The organism is Lentzea sp. NPDC042327 (assembly GCF_040647275.1).
Taxonomy (GTDB): Bacteria; Actinomycetota; Actinomycetes; order Mycobacteriales; family Pseudonocardiaceae; genus Lentzea.
Window position 1 is genome coordinate 41609 of record NZ_JBEZBX010000020.1, and the last position, 17790, is coordinate 59398.

Here is a 17790-nt window from a genome sequence, read left to right on the forward strand (position 1 = left end):
CCGTCCTCGGCCTGCTTGTCCAGGTACACGAGCATCGGCAATGCGATCACCTCGCAAACGATCCGCGGTTCTGAAACGAAACGGGCGGTGAGTGGCACGCGCCGCCACCCACCGCCCGCTCCCCCCTCAGTGCACGAGCACCGGCTGGGCGTCGCGGGACACCGCGACCTGCCGGAGCACGAACACCGCCAGTGCCAGCGCGACCGCCACCAGGCCGGCGCTGATCCAGAACGCCAGGTGGAAGCCCGACGTCAGCGCCTCCAGCCGGCCGACGCCGGACGCCAGCAGCGACGACGTGTACGTGGTCGAGGTGGTGGCGAGGACGGCGAGGCCCAGTGCGCCGCCGACCTGGGCGGTGGTGTTCACCAGGCCGGAGGCGAGGCCCGCCTCGTCGTGGGCGGCGCCGGACATGGCCAGCGTCATCAGCGACGGGAACGCCAGGCCCATGCCGATGCCGACCGGTGCGACCGCGGGCAGGATGTCGGCCACGTACGAGCCGTCGACCGGCACCTGCGTGAAGACGACCATGCCCACCAGCATCAGGACCAGGCCGAGGATCAGCATGTTGCGCTCGCCGAACCGGGTGTTCAGGCGGGCCGAGAGCGACACCGAGAACACCGCGATGGCAACGGCCACGGGCATGAAGGCCAGGCCGATCTGCAACGGCGTGTACGACAGCACGAGCTGCATGTAGAGGGTGCCGAGGAAGAACAGGCCGAACATGCCCGCGACCATCGAGATCTGCACGAGGTTCGCGCCCGTCACGTTCCGGGAGCGGAACACGCGCAGCGGCAGCAACGGCTTGGTGGCGTGTCGTTGGCGCAGGACGAACGCCACCAGCAACGCCACCGCCACGGCGCCGAGGGCCAGGGTGTGCACCGAGCCGAAGCCGTAGTGCTCGCCCTTGACGATCGTGTAGACGCCCAGCATCACCGCGGCGACGATCAGCAGCGCGCCCAGCACGTCCGCGCCCTCGCGCAGGCCCAGGCCGGGTGAGTCGGGCACCAGGCGCACGGCGGCAAGGGCGGCCACGATGCCGATCGGGATGTTCACGAAGAAGATCCAGTGCCACGACATGGCGTCCGTGAGCACGCCGCCGAGCAGCAGGCCGATGGACGCGCCCGCTGCTGCGACGAAGCTGAACACGCCGATGGCGCGCCTCTGCTCGTCGGGCTTCGGAAACATCGTCACGACCATGCCCAGCGTCACGGACGTGGCCAGCGCGCCGCCAGCGCCCTGCACGAAGCGCGCCACGACGAGCATCTCGGAGCTGATCGACAGGCCGCACAGCAGCGAGGCGGCGGTGAACACGCCGAGGCCGATCAGGAACACCCTCTTGTGCCCGACCAGGTCGCCGAGGCGGCCGGCGAGCAGCAGCAGACCGCCGTAGGCGATCAGGTACGCGTTCACGACCCAGGCGAGGCCCGCCTGGCCGAACTTCAGGTCCTCGTCGATCGCGGGCAGCGCGACGTTCACGATCGTCTGGTCCAGCACGATCATCAACATCCCCGCGCACAGCACGATCAGCGCCGGCCAGCGCGAGTCCGTCTTCGGTCCCCCTGTTGTCATAAGAGGGACCGTAGCAGATAGTTTTTTACGGGACTATCTGTTACCCGATCGCCTGGCGCAGCGCCCTCTTGCGCGGGGGCTTCTCGCAGGGGACGACGGCACTGAGACGGCCCTCGACCAGCCTGGTCAGGCCGTTGACGAGGCCGGACCGCTCGTCTTCCGGCAACGAGAGCAGGACGCTGTTCACGACGTCCGCGTACACGTCGTCGGCCTGCTCCGAGATGGACCGGCCGCGCTCGGTGACGACGACGACGCGGGCACGGCGGTCCGTCGGGGACGGCCTGCGCTCGGCGAACCCCGCGGCCTCCAAGGCGTCCATCGTCACGACCATGGTCGTCTTGTCGATGCTGACGATGTCGGCGATCTCGGTCTGCGTGCGGTCCGCGTCGAGAGCGGTCGCCAGGACGCAGCGGGCCCGCGGAGTCAACCCGATCTCCGCGAGCCTCGCCGTCAGTTCGGTCTCCAGTGCGTGACCTGTGCGGTGCAACAGCATCATCAGGTCGGTACACCCCTTCGTGCCCATGAGCACTAAGGTACCAAACTATTTTGTTATAAACTGTTTTTCAGCGGTACTACCGCTCCAGCACCACGACCGACCGCGCGGCTCCCGCCTTCTTCTCGCTGGTCACCGGCTTCCAGTCACCCGGCGGCAGCGCGATGGCCTGGTCTTCCGGGTACGGGTTGATGACCACGAGCACGCCGCGCCGGGCCGGGTCCACGTCGGGTCCGACGGTGTCGTCGACGTGCATGACGACCACACCGGACCGCGCCGCCGGGAACGACACCTTCTGCTGCACCAGGTCGGCCGACCCGAGCGAGAACAGCGGTGAGGACTGCCGGATCCGCAGCAGCTCCAGCGTCGCGTCCAGCGCGGCCTTCATGTCCGCGGACGCCGGCTTCGGCAGCGACAGCAACGGCTTCGCGTACGGCCACTTCGCCTCGTTGTCGGCCTTGGGCGGCAACCCGCGGCCGAAACCGTTGTCGCGCAACGACGGGTCGTACCGGTTGAACCAGTCACCGGAGTCGTAGCTGTTGCGGTCCAACGACTTCGAGCGCAGGAACTCGGTGCCCGCGTGCACGAACGGCCGCCCCTGCCCCAGCAACACCGGTGCCAGCGCCACCGTCTGCATCTTCACCCGGTCCGCCATCGACGTCTCGGGCTTCAGCTTGTACGTCAACGCGTCGAACAACGCCTCGTTGTCGTGCGCGTCCACGTACGTGATGGCCTCCAACGGCTGCCCGGTGTACCCGGCGGCGGTGCCGTTGTACTGCACGTCCCGGCCGGTGACGACCGGCCCGGCGGTGGACTGGAAGCGGTACGACGCCATGTTGCCGGCCATGCCGAGCTTCACCAGGTCGCTGTAGTTCTCCAGCCGTGCCGCGACGTTCCCGTTGGCGGGCGAGGAGTTCACGTCACCGGCCAGACCGGAGCCGAGGCCCTGCACGCGCGGGTCGTCGTCGAACGGCCCGCCGCCGCGCACCGCGTCGCGCAGCCGGTCGCTGAACGTGCCGATGCCCGTCCCTGCCATGTTCGCCTGCGTGGCCTGCTCGAACCGGGCGTTGCCCGCGACCTCGCCGAAGTCCCAGCCCTCGCCGTAGACGCCGATCTTGCGCCCGTCCACGCCGTCGCGCTCCACCGTCAACGCGTCCAGAGCGGCGCGCACGGCGAGGATGTTCGCCTTCGGGTGGTGGCCCATCAGGTCGAACCGGAACCCGTCCACCTTGTACGTGCGGGCCCACCGCACCACCGAGTCGACGACGAGCTTGCCCATCATGGCGTTCTCGGTCGCCGTGTTCGCGCAGCACGTGGAGTTCGCGACCGACCCGTCGAGGTTGAGCCGCTGGTAGTAGCCGGGCACGACCTTGTCGAGCACCGAGGTCGGTGCGTCGCCGAACGCCGCCGTGTGGTTGTAGACGACGTCCACGACCACGCGGTTGCCGTTGTCGTGCAACGACTTCACCATCTCGCGGTACTGCTTCGAGCGGGCCCAGCCGTTCTGCGCGTCCGCCGTGGCGTAAGAGCCCTCGGGAACGTCGTAGTGGAACGGGTCGTAGCCCCAGTTGAAGCCGTCACGGGCGGCCACCGCGCCCACGCAGGCCTGCTGCTGGTCCGAGTCCGCGGGCAGCGACGGCAGGTCGCACGCGGGCGTGGCCTGCTCGGAGCGCTTCTCGGGGATCGTCGCGATGTCGAACGTCGGCAGCAGGTGCACGGTGTCCATGCCCGCCGCGGCCAGCGTCCTGAGGTGCTTCATGCCGACCGAGTCACGGTGCGTGAACGCCTTGTACGTGCCGCGGTCGGCGGCCGGAACGGACTCGTCGCCGATCGAGAAGTCCCGCACGTGCAGCTCGGTGATCGCACCGCCCGTCCCGCGAGCGACGTCGCGCGACCACCCGGCGGGCATGGTCCGGCTGTCCTTGAGGTCCGCGAACTGCGAGTGCGTCGAGTTCACCGACAGCGCCACGGAGTACGGGTCGGTGACCACGACCGTGCGCTGCCAGTTGGTGACCTCGAACTGGTAGTACCTGTTCTCCCAGTCGCCGGAACCGGTCCACGACCCCGAGGCGTCGTCGCGCTTGAGCTGCACGACCTTCCGCGGCTCACCGGAGGGCTGGTCGAACAGGCGCAGCTTCACGTTCTTCGCCGTCGGCGCCCACAGCCGGACCGATGCGCGGCCGTGGTCGAAGGTCGGCCCGAACGCCAGCTTCGTCGCGGCGGCGGCATAGCGGTCGTCCAGCACGCCCGCGATCTGCACGCCCGTCCGGTGCCGGATCGCACCGCCCGCGTCGACGTGGACGGCGGAGAGCTTGTCCCGCAACGCTTCGTCGACGAACCCGCGCACCGCGAACACCGGCTTGCCCTTGAGGTGCGGGAGCCGCGCCGGCACCGCCTCGGTCGTGGGCGAGAGCCTCAGCACGCGTGAGCCGTGCTCCAGCCGGTAGCCGTCGGACTGCACGACCGGCACGTCCCACACGACCCTGTCGCGCGAGATCCAGATCGCCTTCTCCTTGGTCAGGTCGTCATCGGCGGCCGGACCGGCGTTCGGCGGCAGCAGGTAGGTCTCGTTCCCCTGCAACTGCCACACCTCGTTCCCCTTCTGCCCCAGGTCGAGGAACTGGTCGGGCCCGGGGTCCTTGGCGTCGCCGCGGTGGACGAGGTAGCTCAGCCCCGCGGCGCCCGCGGCGAGCGGCACCGACCAGTACACGCCGAACCGGTCCCGCCCGTCCGGCACCCGCGACTGGTTCCAGCCCGGTGACGGCTCCGCGGAGCCCGTCCAGTGGTACATCGTCCAGTCGGTGTAGTCGCCGTCCGGCCGGTTGTAGTGGATCACCGCCCGGTTCTCGGCCGCGGCCGGGGAAGCGTGCACCTCGCCGTTCGCCACCCACGCGTGACCGCTCGTGAACTTGCCGGACGCCTCCACGGTCGTCCCGCGCACCACCGAGAAGTCGGTGGTCGGCGGCAGTTCCGCGATCCCGTTCGAGAACGGCACGTCGGCACGTCCGGCCACGCGCACCACGGCACCCGTGGAGTCACCGACGTGGTGCACGACCGCCTTGCCGGTGGCCGCCTGCTCGGACGGGTACACGGCCGGGTCGTCCTGCTTCAGCCACACCTCGGGCGTCACGCTCGGGTCGACGACCCGGTCGGCGTTCGTGTCCTTCTCGTCGCCCTTGTGCGCGATGATCCCGACGGACTTCGCGCCCGGCTTCAGCTTCACCCACGCGAACCGCCCGTAGGTGTCCTCGCCGGCGAACGGCAGCGGCGTGCTCCACTCGGTCGGCGTCTCGACGTCGCCCCAGACGTGCAGGCCCCAGCCGTCGTAGTCGCCGCGCGCGTAGTGCACGACCAGCCAGTCCGGGTTCTTCGTGCCGGGGTCCGGCAGCGGCGGTGCGGCCACGAGCGACACGAACGCGCCGTCCGCGCCGATCTCGCCGGACTTCGCGACCACCCGCAGCTCGACGCGCTTGCCCACGGCCGCACCCGGCAGCGCCGACAGGTCCGCGAACACCCGGTACGGCGCCGCGTCGTCGGTGCCCAGCACGGTCCAGTCGGACTTGCCCTCGACGCGAGCGGCGAAGGTGGCGGCCGCGTTGGCCGTGCCGATGCCGTCGGCACGCAGCTCGACCCGTTCGTCCAGCACGGTTCCGGCGGCCGGGGCGACCAGCACGGGCGCCGGCTTCGACTTGGCGACGTCGCTGGTGCCCTTGAGCACCAACGCCGACAGCGCGGGCACGGTCACCGTGACACGGCCGTTCTGGACCTGGGCGTTCTCGAACCCCGCCGAGGACACCGGGACCGTCACCGTGGCAGGCGCGGTTCCGGCGTTCGCGACGACGAGGTGCTCACGACCGAGGATGCGGCTGAACGCGAACACGTCCCCGTCGGCGTACCGCAGCACCTGGTTGCCGTCCCGCCACACGGGGTCCTCGTCGACCTGCGCCGCGAGGGCCTTGAGCTGCTGGTACAGCGGGTGCGCGGTGTTGAAGTTGTCGACGGCGCCGGTGCGGTCGGAGCCGATCAGCTCCTCCGCCACGTACTCGGGCGTCTTCGAGGCGAACATGTCCTGGCGCGCCAGCTTGTCGCCACCCGTGCCCGCGAAGCCCTGCTCGTCGCCGTAGTAGACGACCGGGTTGCCGCGCCACAGGTACATCAGCCGGTTGCCGAGCTTGAGGCGCTCCAGCAGCTCGGCGTCGGTGATGCCGGGCCGGTCGTTGCGGATCATCCACGCGACCCGGCCCATGTCGTGGTTGCCCAGGAACGTCGGCAGCGACGAGGCGTTGGAGTCGACGTCGGTGTAGCGGTCGTCGTCGAGCAGCACCTCGCCGAGGCGCTGGGAGCCCTTGCCGGCCAGAAAGCTCACGGCGCTGCTCTGGAACGGGAAGTCCAGCGTGGCCTGCATCCGGCCCTCGGTCGTGTACTTCGAGGTGTTCTCCGGTGAGGAGTCGAAGACCTCGCCGAACACGAAGAAGTCCTTCTTGCCCTTGCGGTTCGCGTACTGCTTCACGTGCGGCGCGAGCGCCTGCCAGAACTCCAGGTTGACGTGCTTGACCGTGTCGACCCGGTAGCCGTCGATGTCGAGCGTGTCGATCCAGCTGGTGAAGATGTCCTTCATGCCGTTGACCACGCGCGGGTGCTCGGTCATCAGGTCGTCGAGCCCGGAGAAGTCGCCCTGCTCGCTCGACTCACCGGAGAACGTCGAGTCGCCGCGGTTGTGGTAGAGCGTGGAGTCGTTGAGCCACAACGGGAACTTCGTCGGGCCGTCCTTGACCGGCGTGTACGGGAACGACTTGGCCGCGTCCAGCTTCGGGAAGTCCTTCCGCCCCGCGTGGTCGGCGAGGTCGAACGGCTTGCCCGAAGCGTCCAGGTACGGCTGCGCACCCGTGGACACGTACGCGTTCTTGCCCTCGGCGTACTTGATCACGTCGGCGGTGTGGTTCGCGACGATGTCGAAGAACACCTTGATGCCACGCCGGTGCGCGTCGCGGATCAGCTCGCGCATCTCCTGCGTGGTGCCGAAGTGCGGGTCGAGCTTGGTGAAGTCGATGGTCCAGTAGCCGTGGTAGGCGGCGCTGTCGCCCTGCACCCAGCGGTTGAGGAACATCGGCGTCATCCAGATCGCCGTGATGCCCATGCCGTCGAGGTAGTCGAGCTTCTGGTGCAGGCCCTTGAGGTCACCACCGTGGTAGAAGCCCTTGTCGGCCGGGTTGAACCCGTTCTCGGCGCTGCTGCTGCGACCGCGGTCGTTGCGGGGGTCGCCGTTCGCGAACCGGTCCGGCATCACGAAGTAGAAGCGCTCACCCCGCAGGTCGTCCCGCTTGGGCGGCAAGGCGAGTTTCGAGTCACCGGCGCGCACACCGGGCGCGATATCCACCACCTCCCCCACGGCCAGGCGTTGCTCCGGTGGAGCGGCAACGGCCTGGACGGGTGTGAGAGGCAGTAGGACCAGTGCAGCGAGCGCGGCGACGACCCGACGCATCGCGACCTCCTTGTCGCAACTTCTTGCAGGGTTGCTGCACGAAACCACGAGAAACAGGGGGAAACAATACGTCGGGGCGTGCAAACATTTGCGGTCAGCGGGTCGGGCGGTGGTAGGTCGGCACCACGTGCAGCGGGTGGACGCCCCAGTCGGTGATCGCCTGCAACGCGAGCTGGCCCAGCCCGACCACGTTGTTCGCCGCCGCCGGGGCCTCCAGCGTGGGCAGGCCGTTGAACTGGGTGTTCGCCGACGGCGCGGGGGACGCGGAGGCGATCGCGACCGGGTCGCCGTCGAAGAGGCCCTGCACGGTCAGCAACACGTACGGGTCCTGCTTCAGCTCGTTCTCCAGCTGCTCGACGAAGATGTGCTCACCGCGTTTCGCCGCGGCGAACACGCACCGGCCGAGCCGTTCGAACGCCTCCCGGCACGCCTCCGGTGTCGCCGCCGCCAGCGCCTCCTCCTCGCTCACCCCGGTGAGCACGGTCTTGGTCCCGGTCGTGGCGTTGCCGTAGCGGTTCGGGATCAACAGCTCGCCGGTGTCCTGGTCGAGCAGCACGACGTCGCGGAACCGGTGGCCCGGCGAGTGGGCGCGGGTCAGCACCCCGGAACCGAGCCGGCTCGACAGCGCGTCGTCGGGCAACCGCCAGTACGTCCGCTGCTCCCCCTGCTGCAACGCCACGTAACCGCCGACGGTGATGCCCGGCACCGCCGTGGCCAGCTGCCCGCTGAACTGCGCACGCACCTCGTCCGCGAGGCTCTCCGGCGTGCCCGGCGCCTCCGTCGTGCCCGCGTGGCGGTGGAAGGTGACCGCCATGTCCAACGGGTGCGGGCCCCATTCGAGCGCCGCGTGCAGGACGAGCTCACCGATGCCGCGCAGGTTCTCCGCCGTGACGGGCGCCCTGATCCCCGGACTGCCCTGGAACGGCGTGTTCTCCGAGGGCGCCGGCGAGCACGAGACGAGCACGACGTCCTCGTCCTCGTGGTGCTGCATGCTCAGCACCGCGAACGGCTCCGACCGCCCGACCTGGTGCGTGATCGGTTCGATCGTGAGGTACTCGTTGCGGCCGTCGGCCATGTCGGCCAGCCGCCCGAGGGCGCGGTAGGACTCCTTGAGCGCCTCGGGCGTGACCGCCGCGTACGCCTCGTCACGGGTGACCGGCTGGAGCCGGGTGTGGACGCCCAGGGAGGCGCCGTCGGTCATGAACCGGTCCATCATCAGGGCGGTTCCGGTGCGCTCGTCGACCACGAGCACCTCGCGGAACCGGGCCTCGCCGTGTGGGGAGCGACCCAGGGTGCCACGGCCGAGCCGGTGCGGCACGGCCTCGCCGACCAGCTTCCAGTAGGTGGTGCGTTCGCCGATCTGCAGCGCGATGTGGCCGTTGACCGGGAGGCCGCACTCGGCATTGACGAGCTGGGAGTTGAACACCGCGTCCACCTCCGGCGGGAGCTGCGGCGCCGGTGGTGCCACGAACGCCGGGTCGACCCGTGCGGTGCTCACGAGCTGGTGCATCAACCGGCGCACGCGCGACAGCGGGTGGTCGGGGAAGCGGCTGTCGAACCGCGGGTCGTCGCCCGCGTGGAACGGCAGCCGGCCCTGCACCTGCGGCGTGTACGGGTGCGGCAGGACCCAGCGCTGGAACCCGATCTCGGCGGCCAGCACACCCTCGCGCACGCCGGTCGTGCCACGTTCCTCCGCCACCAGCGACAGCACCGCGTGCGCGTTCACCCCCTGCACGGTCAGCGAGAGGCCGAACGCCTGGCCGGGCCGGTTCCCCAGCGGCACCTTGGCGATCTGCAGCAGCGCGGGCACGTCGCCGAGCCGGACGACCTGCGCCTCGACGAGACAGCCCGTCGGGGCGTAGCGGACCGCGAGCTCACGCCGCAGCCCCTGCAGGTCGTCCAGCCCCACCGGCAGGTCGGCCGGGCCGTCGTAGACGGTCAGCGCGAGCCGGTCACCGCCTCCGTGGAGCCAGGAGTTCTCTTCGTGCTGCTGGAAGCCGGTGGTGTCGAACGTGATGGGCACGCACCAACCCTATTGCGATCTTCAGCGCGCGTTGAGCGTTGTGGACCAGAGCGCTGCGCCGGATGCGTCACGCAGCCACACCGTGAGCTCGTTCCGGTCGGCCCTGACCTCGCCGAAGTGCTGGAAGGCGTCGAGCGGGCTGGTGTTCGCGGCGGGCGGTGCGTGCACGAACACGGCTTCGGGACCGAAGGTCGGGTCGAGCGTGTTGGGACCGAACGCGCCGGAGTGCAGCGGGCCGGACACGAACTCCCAGAACGGGTCGAAGTCGCCGACGGCGGCCCGCTCCGGCGAGTAGTGGTGGGCGGCGGTGTAGTGGACGTCCGCCGTCAGCCACACCGTGTTGCGCACCCGGCGCCGCTTGAGCTCGCGCAGCACCCACGCGATCTCGTGCTCACGGCCGTTCGGTGCGCCGGGCAGGCCGTTCGCCACGCCCTCGATGTCGGTGCCGTCCGGCACGGTCAGCCCGATGGGCAGGTCGGCGGCGATGACCTTCCACGTGGCGGTGCTGCGCGCGAGGTTGTCGACGAGCCACTTCGCCTGCGCCGCACCGAGGATCACGCCCGGCCGTTCGAGCAGGCGGCACACCGGTTCATCCGCGGTTCCAGGGAGTCCGACGCCCGGCGGCTGATCAGCGTCCTGGAGGAGTGCGCCGCCGACGTGGCCGACCGGTTCGACCGTGCGGACGCACCTGCTCCACATCGCGGCCATTCGCGCGCGTGCGAACGCGGCCGGGCGCTGCGCGAACAGGCCGGGACCCTCACCGGTGACGTCGCCGGAGACCACGACCTGGCCACGACCGAACGCCTGGCCACCGAGGTGACCGCGACCATCCCGGAGGCCGTGGACGCCGAGTTGGTACACGAGCTGCCCGAGGTGCTGGCGCTCTTGGCCGACGTGATCGGCGACGAGTGCGGCCTGGTGCCCACTGGCGAGCTGGCCGCCCGCATCGGCTGGGAGACCAAGCCTTTCGGGGAAGCACTGCGCACCGCCGGGGTGTCCTCAGTGGGCAAGCGGCGGATGCCGGGCCACGACAACCCCGTGAGCGTCGCCGACATCGAGGCCATTCGGCAGGCAATCCACGGCGCTTGAGGGCTGGAACAGGGGTCGGTACGCACGACCAGCCCCGTTCCAGCCGTTCCAACCCCTCGAATACCGGGCCACGGACCGCACTGGCCTGCGCAAACACGGCGCGTTCCAACCTCCAGTGCGGTCGGCCCGGTTGCCCTTCAGCACCCCGTATGAGCTCCGAACAGGGCTTTGTTCCAACCCCTCGGCACACCGCCGAGGCCGGCCAAACCAGAGAGGAATCCATGCCCACCATCAACACGTCCCGCGAGTTTCGCCCCGGCCGCTAGCTGGCACTTGTCGCCGCTGCGTGCTTCGCGGCCTACCTGTTCGGGGCGAGCTCGGTGACGCCTGCCGACCCGGCTCGTACGTCACCTCCGGCGGCGAGCTGCCCGAGCTGATCACCACGTCGAAGCCGACTCGGCACCACGCCGGGGCGGCTTCGTGTACCCAGGCCTGTCGGCAATCGGCGTAACGTGCCTGGTCGCCGGACAGATGCAGGGGACAAACCGTGCGACCGAGGGAGCAATGTGGAGGTAGGTGACGTGGCGGCTTGGTTCGCCGTTGCCGTCGCATTGATCGCGGCGTTCATCGCGCTGGGAAACGCGAACTCCGCGAAACGTCAGGCCAACGCGGCCGAGTCTGGTGTCCAAGAAGCGAGGCGAAGTGCTGCGGCATCCGAGGCCCAGGCAGAAGCCGCAAGAGCCCAGGTAGCTCTCATGCGAGAGCAGCTTGCCCTTACCCAGGCCGAACGCCTCGAACGGGATCGCCTGGATCAGCGAGAAGCACTGGTGGCGGTGATCAACACAGCTCGGCCGTGGATCAGCGCCGCTGAGGCCGTCGCTTTCACGTACACCATCCTTCCGACTAGCGAAGCTGCTCATATGGACGGAGCGAAGAACCACGGGCTGACCTCTACGGCTTTTGACCAGGCGCTGGTCCAGGCAAGCGTTGCCGTGACGGACATCGAGCTGGCCCAACTCGTGGCCGAGATGATCCGCGTCAAAGCGCTGATGATCGAGCGGTTCAACCCCTTCCACACTTGCTCGCGGGATGCCAGAGGTAAGGCTCCTGATGATCTTCTCGCGAAGGCACTGGCCGTGCCGGAGGCGGTGGGCGAAGTGCTAGCGCGGCTAGAACAGTTGGCGGTTCAACGGTTTGCCGCCAAGCGACCTACTTAGGGGGCGACAACTGCCAGCTCTCACTTAGGAAAGTCGACTCCCGTCCCGACAGAAGGATGATCATGACGACGTATCGCGCTGCATGGGTGCCGGATGACGACTCGGGTCTAACCTTTGACAAACTGGAGGCACCGGCGGTCGAGTGGATCGAGCAGATGAGCGCCGAAGCTGGAGTGGCTCCAATCCTGGTGGTCAACGCTGTCCAGTCTGCCGCTGGTCCTGGGATCGTTGCCGAGTTCGGGCGTCGCTACGGCTACACCACGCCGAGGACGAAGGATCATCCGGCCTCCGGCGTACCCGTGCTGGCCTTCCGGCCGACGCTAGAGGCATTCGATTACGCGCAGCAGTTGGCGCGAGGGTCGGCTCTCTGCGTCATCGAGGGCATGAGCTTCCCCTTGGCGATGTGGGCGGCCGAGGTGGGCGCGATCAATCTGCTGAACCCAGATGCCCCCGTGCCGGTCCTGGACCCAAAGCTGGAAGAGGACTTGGACAGCATCCACTTCTTTGGAGGCAACAACGGCTGGTCCGGTCCCCACGAGCGCGACCATGCCCGTCAGTTCCTCCAGACCTGGCGAGACCAAGGTGAACTAGACGCCGACCTGATCTGCGGCTACATGCAGGCGAAGGGCGTGCATACACGCGGCATCAAGCGGTTGCGCAAGATCATCAACATGATGAACGACAACTGATCACGCTTCTCGCCGTACGTTCGGCTGGCCACCTGAGGCACACGGCCACCTCGACCAGATAGGACGACTATGCGCGTAGCGGAAGAGGCCAAACCGCTGTTCGACGTAGGCGACTGGATCGCGATGGGTGCCGCCGCGGTTGCGGTCCTGGCGATGGCGGTTGCCATCTGGCAGGCGTCCGAAGCGCGCAAGTCTCGTAGGGCAACCGAGAAGCAGGCCAGCATCGCGGAAGAAGCGTTGGCCGAGGCAAAGAGGTCGGCCGCAGCCACTGAACGCGCGAACGAAATCAGCCTCTTGCGAGACGCTGATCAGCGAGCGGAGCGAGAGGACGCCGCCGTGGCGGAAGCGCGCCAGATTCGGGGGAAGCTCGGCAACATGGGTGGACTTTCGCTCGCCGTCGTGAATCACGGCAGCACAGCAGTCCACGACCTTTTGGTGGAATCGGTCGAGGCGATCGGCTTCCCCCATATGAAGTGGCGGGCCAAGCCTGGAATCGCGCGAGACCGGACGACGTGGGAAACCCTGCGATTCGGAGAGACAGTGCAGTTCTATGTGGACTTCACCGACGAGAACGGCGCGGCACATCGTGCTCCAAGCCGTGAGTACTACTTCACGATCAGCTACACCACGTCTACCGGGCGGTGGCGGCGGACGGGCAACGCGGACCCGATACGAGTGGAGCAACCCGGCCCTGATGCTCAAGGACATGAAGACGCCGAGGGAATCGCGACCGCCTCGGCATCCGACCGCGCACTCCGACTTCTTCGCATACTTGCTGACCACCATGCGGCCGGTACCCCGCTCAATGTCCACGCCCTACCTGGCCAACTCGGCCTGCCTGAGGCAGTCGTGGAGCAGGCTTTGCAGCACCTTCACAAGAGCGGCTTCATCAACGCGTTGACTGGAGACGACATGGTTCAGTCGGTGCGTGAGGTCACCGCCTCCGGTCATATCGCGTTGGAGCGCAGCGGCTTCTGAGCGAACGCCGAGCAGTTTCACCGTGTCAGCTTGGTCCTCTGCCCTTCGCCAGACGAGGAGCAAGCCGGTCGCCAGGAGTCGGCAGCAACAGCAGCTCGTTCACGACCACCGCCAGGGAGTCGGTGAGTTCCCAGACGATCGCGTTGTCACGGTCCACGCGGATTCCGAGCGCGTCGCCCTCGTCGTGAAACCTGATCGAGTCGACCCAGCCGCCCGGCCACCGGTGAAAGCCGTCCAGGAACGCCTGTCCCCCCTGGTAGGGCAGGAACGTCCACCCGCCGTCCTTCAGGTCGAGCAATGGCCGCAGCACCGGGAACAGCCCGACCGCAGCGGCTTCCGGAGACCCCGGCACGATCAGGTTCATGCGACACGCTCGCTGATGGAACCGCGCTCGGCGGCCGGGTCGGGGTCGCCGACCGCCGTGCGCGGAGTCGGGAGAAGCGGCAGCGAGTTCGCGCCGCAGCGCTGACGCAGCTCAGCCACGCTGATTCGGCCGGCCAGCGCTGCTCGGACGCGGTCGGCCTGGCGGCGGCGCAGCGTCTCGCGGCGGACGTGGTGGCCGAGCCAGCAGACCAAGCCAACGACGACGGCCCCCAGCATCGTCACGATCGCGATCGCACCCATGCACTTAGAGTCGACCGGTTCCGGCAGCCATGCAGGGCATCACGCGGGGCAGATCGGGGCAGGCCGGGGCACGCAGCTCCATGACTCGCCGCATCAACGCGGTTACGCTCGGACCGCCCGGAGCCGAACCCTCTCCTCCGGGCGGTCCGCGAAGCCACCGCGTCCCGCCAGGTGTCAGGTGCGCGCATGAGCCGCCGTGAGCTGGCCGAGGCCGCATGTGTCTGGCTCTGGGAGACCACCCGCCAGCGCTTCCCGCTGGATGCGCACTACATCGCGAAGATCGAGCGCGGCGCGGTCGGGGTGCCCTCGGATCACTACCGGCCTGCGTTGCGCGCGGTGCTGGGCGTCGCGTCGGATGCCGATCTCGGCTTCAGCACGACCAACAGGACCTCGTCGGCACCGGCCGTCATCGTGTCGACTCCGGCGAGCGTGAGCACGGTCAAGGAGGTGCTGATGAGCGCGGCCGACGAGTCCGCCGAGTTCCTCGCGTGGGCCGAGTCCACGAACGTCGGTGAACTGACGATCGAGCAGATGCACTCCGAGGTGCGGCGCATCGCGCGCTCCTACCTCAAGATGCCCACGCTTCCTCTCTTCGCGCGCACGAAAGCGTTGCGGGACAGGGCGTTCACGCTGCTGGCAGGGCACCAGGCTCCGCAGATGTCGAGGGAGCTGTACGCGGCTGCTGGTTGGTCGCTGACCGTGCCCGCGTGGATGTCCGTGGACCTTGGCCGGCCAGAAGCCGCCGAGGACCACGCCCGCGCCGCTTGGCTGTGCGCCGAGCGTGCCGACTACAACCCCCTGCGCGCCTGGGTGCGAGCGACGCAGCACACCGCGTCGTTCTGGCAGGACGACTACCTGGCGGCGGCCGACTACGCGGCGGACGGGCTGCGCTACACCGCGACCGGCTCCGCCGAGCTGTGCCTCTCCAGCGCACTCGCGCTCGACCTCGCGCGGGCAGGTGACGCAGGTCCTGCGGCCGAGGCGCTTCAACGCGCACAGAATGCGGCGAACCGGCTCACTCACGCCGATGACGAGCTGGCAGGGCCGTTCACGTGTTCGTTGGACCGCGCGGGATCGCTCTGGGCGGACACGCGGCTCTCCCTCGGCGAGGCGGACGAGGCGCTGGCCTACGCGGACCGGGCCGTGGCGGCATTCGAGGAGCACCCCTCGCATCTGCGCAACCTCGGCTCCGAGCGCATGACTCGGCTCGTGCAGGTCAAGGCCCACCTCGTGCGCGGCGACATGGGCGGGCTGAGCACACCCTTGGGCCGGTTCTGGAGACCGCACCGCAGCTCCGCGTCCGGCCCCTGCTTCACCGCGTCGCCGAGGTCGACATGATCGCGGCACAGACCGGCAACCCCCGGGACCCGATCACCCGCCGCGTGCGGGGCTCGATCGCCGAGTTCCAGCGTGACAGTGTGATCAAGGAGCTGTCCGCGTAGACCTGGGAGGCGTGCCGTGACCGAGCTGGAGCCTATGCGAGACCACTGGTGGTGGCGTCCAGGCTGGGAGGTCGGACGCTCCTTCTACACGTGGCACATCACCTTCGCGGACCAGCCTGAGGCTCACGCCCTCGTGAAGCACTACGCGCCCGTACTCGGGCAGCTCCCCATGCTCGACCCCGTGCCGGTGAAGTGGCTGCACCTCACGCTCCAGGGCATCGGCTTCACCGACGAGGTAAGCCGCGGTGACGTGGACCAGATCGTGGAGGCCGCACGCACAAGGTGCACGGCGTTGAAGCCGTTCACGCTCAGCATCGGCCCTGCTCACGTCGACCCCGAGACCATCCAGATGCCAGGCCGGCCGCTGGAGCCGGTGGCCGAGCTCCGCCTTGCGATCCGCGCCGCGATCGGTGACGTGTGGGGCGTGGGGAACGTGCCGGAGCGAGAGGACGGGTTCCGCGCTCATGTCAGCCTGGGGTACTCGAACGCTGCCGGTCCCGCCGAGCCGGTGAGCGATGCACTGGCGGCGCACCCCGGCACTACGGCAGAGGTGACGGTCTCGTCGGTTTCTCTGATCGAGCTCAACCGTGATCATCAGGCTTATGTGTGGGACGACATCGAGACAGTCCAGCTCGGGAAGTAACTCTTGTTGATCTGCACAGATCATGTTGGTGGCGAGCAAGCGCCCAGAGAGCTGAGCGCGCGTACTACGGCCGACGATCCATCTTGAAGCTCTTCGGTGACCTGCTTGATCACGCGAGAGAGACGAGGCAGGCCTCAACGTCTAACTAGACCTGCCTATCTCTAACTAGACCTGCCTATCTCTAACTAGACCTGCCAATGTCTAACTAGATCTGCCGCAATGTCTAACTAGACCTGCCAATGCTTAACTGGACATGTCTAGCTAGACGCACCTACGACATGTCTAAGTTGTTTATCCAGACTGATCTAGATAGACCTGTCTAGGCAGACCTTCCTAGACAGGTCACACTGAGTGGTCATGACCACTACACCAGCCCTCCCAACTGGAGCGAACGCGAAACAAGAGCAGAATCTAGGATAACCGAACGTAGTGATCACCCCATCCTCCCGAGCAATTGCCGATCCAAGATGACACCTTCGGTTCGATCCTCTACCTTATTCTTAGGCACACCGGCCCGAGCCGGGTTGAACCTAACGGCAAGGGCACAAGAATGTTCGCTCCTAGTTCTGCGCGCAGAACGCATCCCTGCCTACCTCAGTGGCTTGACACCAGGAAGGCGGGAACAAACCGGTGCTCACGACGGTCTCCAGGCTGCCGATCCTCCGCGTCTACCTGGACGAAACCGGTGATCGCGGCTTCAAGCCGACCTCGTCGCCGCTGTTCGGCTTCTGCGCGGTCGTGGTGCCCGAGGAGCACGACCCGCACCTCCGCCAGGTGATCCAGAAGCTGCGCGCGGACTTCGAGATCACGAGCGGTGCCGTCCACTGGGTTGAGCACCTACGCCCGCGCAACCACGACCGTCGTCGGCACGCAGCCAAGGAGCTGACGGCCGTCCCAGGCGTTCGGCTGATCTACTGCCTGATCGACAAGCAGAACGTGCCCGCTAGCTCGGGTATGCGCAGCGACATCGTCATGACCTACAACTACGCGTCCCGCCTGCTGCTCGAGCGCATCGCCCTCACCGCGAAGAGCTGGCCCGGAGGCACCCGGCGCGCCATCACGAAGGTCGCGCACGTCAGGGGCCACGACCACAAGGTCTCGCTGGACTACATCAACAAGACCTGCCCAACGACCGCCTCAACATCCCCCGTCCCGTGGTCGCTCGTCACCGGCAACATCCAGGTGGACGGCACGGCCGCGTGGGACGGCCTCCAGGCCGCTGACCTCTACGCGGGGATGTTGAACGCTGCGATCACGCCCGACAGGTTTGGCAACAACTCGCCGGACTACTTTCAGACGGTCGCGCACCAGCTCCGGCGGGGGTCCAACGGCAAGGTGCTGGACTACGGGATCAAGATTCTCGGCGACAAGACGATCGTGACCGGCCAGGACTGGTGGCCGTCCGTAGAAAGTTGAGCAGCTCTTCACGGAGCCCGAGGCCGCTGCATCCACTCAAGTAGAAGGGTCCGGTCACCCGGTCCAGGCGGTGGTTCCTCGCGACTCCGTGAAAAGCTGCAATTTCCAGGTTAGAGACGGTGATATCACCCTGCAACAGCGGGTGCCCGGCGTTACTCGTACGCCTGCGGCCCATACGCTTGTGG

Annotated in this window: 13 protein-coding genes and 1 pseudogene; 7 read left to right on the plus strand and 7 right to left on the minus strand. The window is 68.1% G+C overall.

The annotated features are described in order from the left end of the window. Positions 1-126 precede the first annotated feature (126 nt). From AB0A63_RS35640 to AB0A63_RS35660, 5 genes and pseudogenes are all read right to left on the minus strand, one after another. Positions 127-1569 carry a DHA2 family efflux MFS transporter permease subunit gene (locus tag AB0A63_RS35640; protein ID WP_360399394.1) on the minus strand — a complete coding sequence of 481 codons (1443 nt, stop codon included), beginning with the start codon at positions 1567-1569 and terminating at the stop codon, positions 127-129. A 40-nt stretch (positions 1570-1609) separates the two neighbouring features. Next, complete coding sequence (locus AB0A63_RS35645; RefSeq protein ID WP_360399397.1) at positions 1610-2092, minus strand: MarR family winged helix-turn-helix transcriptional regulator; 483 nt, start codon at positions 2090-2092, stop codon at positions 1610-1612. Positions 2093-2141: 49 nt separating this feature from the next. Next, positions 2142-7544 carry a pullulanase-type alpha-1,6-glucosidase gene (pulA, locus tag AB0A63_RS35650; RefSeq protein WP_360399400.1) on the minus strand — a complete coding sequence of 1801 codons (5403 nt, stop codon included), beginning with the start codon at positions 7542-7544 and terminating at the stop codon, positions 2142-2144. A gap of 94 nt (positions 7545-7638) precedes the next feature. Then, on the minus strand, positions 7639-9567 hold the full coding sequence (locus AB0A63_RS35655; RefSeq protein WP_360399403.1) for a hypothetical protein: 1929 nt from the start codon (positions 9565-9567) through the stop codon (positions 7639-7641). Positions 9568-9588: 21 nt separating this feature from the next. Then, positions 9589-10134 (minus strand): annotated as a pseudogene (locus tag AB0A63_RS35660) (alkaline phosphatase D family protein); the annotation flags it as partial. Between the two features lie 90 nt (positions 10135-10224). Here AB0A63_RS35660 and AB0A63_RS35665 point away from each other — a divergent pair. The 4 genes from AB0A63_RS35665 to AB0A63_RS35680 all read left to right on the plus strand — a co-directional run bounded on the left by AB0A63_RS35665 (position 10225) and on the right by AB0A63_RS35680 (position 13480). Further along, on the plus strand, positions 10225-10656 hold the full coding sequence (locus AB0A63_RS35665; protein WP_360399406.1) for a hypothetical protein: 432 nt from the start codon (positions 10225-10227) through the stop codon (positions 10654-10656). Positions 10657-11177: 521 nt separating this feature from the next. Beyond that, complete coding sequence (locus AB0A63_RS35670; protein ID WP_360399409.1) at positions 11178-11813, plus strand: hypothetical protein; 636 nt, start codon at positions 11178-11180, stop codon at positions 11811-11813. Between the two features lie 62 nt (positions 11814-11875). Then, on the plus strand, positions 11876-12502 hold the full coding sequence (locus tag AB0A63_RS35675) for a hypothetical protein (protein ID WP_360399412.1): 627 nt from the start codon (positions 11876-11878) through the stop codon (positions 12500-12502). Between the two features lie 69 nt (positions 12503-12571). Beyond that, entirely contained in the window at positions 12572-13480 is a 909-nt protein-coding gene (locus tag AB0A63_RS35680; protein WP_360399415.1) for a hypothetical protein, read from the plus strand. Positions 13481-13505: 25 nt separating this feature from the next. Here the strand turns inward: AB0A63_RS35680 and AB0A63_RS35685 are convergent, their stop codons facing one another. Continuing rightward, positions 13506-13844 (minus strand): hypothetical protein, encoded by a 339-nt coding sequence (locus AB0A63_RS35685; RefSeq protein WP_360399418.1) that lies wholly within the window; start codon positions 13842-13844, stop codon positions 13506-13508. Then, positions 13841-14104: a hypothetical protein gene (locus AB0A63_RS35690; protein ID WP_360399421.1), complete on the minus strand. Its 264-nt coding sequence runs from the start codon at positions 14102-14104 to the stop codon at positions 13841-13843. Before AB0A63_RS35690 ends, AB0A63_RS35685 begins: the two co-directional genes overlap by 4 nt. Before the next feature lie 186 nt (positions 14105-14290). On the opposite strand from AB0A63_RS35690, the gene AB0A63_RS35695 reads away from it, so the two are divergent. The 3 genes from AB0A63_RS35695 to AB0A63_RS35705 all read left to right on the plus strand — a co-directional run bounded on the left by AB0A63_RS35695 (position 14291) and on the right by AB0A63_RS35705 (position 17605). Continuing rightward, positions 14291-15442, plus strand: a complete 1152-nt coding sequence (locus tag AB0A63_RS35695; protein ID WP_360399424.1) for a hypothetical protein — start codon at positions 14291-14293, stop codon at positions 15440-15442. A 120-nt stretch (positions 15443-15562) separates the two neighbouring features. Next, positions 15563-16189, plus strand: a complete 627-nt coding sequence (locus AB0A63_RS35700; RefSeq protein WP_360399427.1) for a 2'-5' RNA ligase family protein — start codon at positions 15563-15565, stop codon at positions 16187-16189. Positions 16190-16819: 630 nt separating this feature from the next. Further along, positions 16820-17605 carry a DUF3800 domain-containing protein gene (locus AB0A63_RS35705; RefSeq protein WP_360399430.1) on the plus strand — a complete coding sequence of 262 codons (786 nt, stop codon included), beginning with the start codon at positions 16820-16822 and terminating at the stop codon, positions 17603-17605. Positions 17606-17790: the final 185 nt, after the last annotated feature.

What these genes read in the sequence shown, in the direction of transcription:
- AB0A63_RS35645 (WP_360399397.1), bottom strand. Translation starts at nt 2,092, where the DNA reads ATGGGCACGAAGGGGTGTACCGACCTGATGATGCTGTTGCACCGCACA.
- AB0A63_RS35690 (WP_360399421.1), bottom strand. Translation starts at nt 14,104, where the DNA reads ATGGGTGCGATCGCGATCGTGACGATGCTGGGGGCCGTCGTCGTTGGC.
- AB0A63_RS35695 (WP_360399424.1), top strand. Translation starts at nt 14,291, where the DNA reads ATGAGCCGCCGTGAGCTGGCCGAGGCCGCATGTGTCTGGCTCTGGGAG.
- AB0A63_RS35680 (WP_360399415.1), top strand. Translation starts at nt 12,572, where the DNA reads ATGCGCGTAGCGGAAGAGGCCAAACCGCTGTTCGACGTAGGCGACTGG.
- AB0A63_RS35675 (WP_360399412.1), top strand. Translation starts at nt 11,876, where the DNA reads ATGACGACGTATCGCGCTGCATGGGTGCCGGATGACGACTCGGGTCTA.
- AB0A63_RS35640 (WP_360399394.1), bottom strand. Translation starts at nt 1,569, where the DNA reads ATGACAACAGGGGGACCGAAGACGGACTCGCGCTGGCCGGCGCTGATC.
- pulA (WP_360399400.1), bottom strand. Translation starts at nt 7,544, where the DNA reads ATGCGTCGGGTCGTCGCCGCGCTCGCTGCACTGGTCCTACTGCCTCTC.
- AB0A63_RS35685 (WP_360399418.1), bottom strand. Translation starts at nt 13,844, where the DNA reads ATGAACCTGATCGTGCCGGGGTCTCCGGAAGCCGCTGCGGTCGGGCTG.